The organism is Oleiphilus sp. HI0123 (assembly GCF_001635315.1).
The window spans coordinates 1-559 of record NZ_LWGE01000596.1 but is presented as its reverse complement, the minus strand read 5'-3'; the positions used below and the strand labels follow the sequence as shown (position 1 = coordinate 559).

General features: G+C 43.8%; 1 protein-coding gene. It reads left to right on the top strand.

Features of this window, described 5'->3' with window-relative positions; translation table 11 throughout:
• Nucleotides 1–559 (top strand): LysR family transcriptional regulator (locus A3761_RS05390; RefSeq protein ID WP_231881170.1); only part of this gene is annotated, 559 nt, incomplete at both ends.

The window sequence follows — 559 nt, the reverse complement described above, 5'->3', positions numbered from 1 at the left end:
ATTGAAGTATTCACTCAAGCAAATTGAAGTATTCATTGCGACCGCTAACTTTCAAAATATTACTTTAGCTGCCGAAGCGCTAAATATGTCTCAATCCGCTGCGAGTGAGTCACTCAAGAATCTTGAAAGCCAGTTTGATATAAAACTATTTGATCGGGCTGGTAAACGCTTACAACTCAATGATTTCGGAAGATTAATTCGAAAGCAGGCAGAAACACTGATTGACCAAGCAAAAAGCCTGGAGCTGAGCTTACAGCAGAACCAGCTTAGCGCGGACCTAAATATTGGCGCCACGTTATCTATCGGTAACTACCTGGCTATTCACATTCTTTCAGAGTTCAAAGGTAAATTCCCGACCGCTAAAGCAGCACTAAGCGTTGGCAACACAACTAAAATTACCGAGCAAGTCGCAAACTTTGAGCTCGATGTGGGCCTAATCGAAGGCGAGGTGTCTCATCCCGACTTAAACATTAGGCCTTGGATGGATGATGAGTTAGTGGTCTTCTGCGACCCGAAATCTGAGCTAAGTACGCTTTCACACGTTAGTGACCAACAGCTA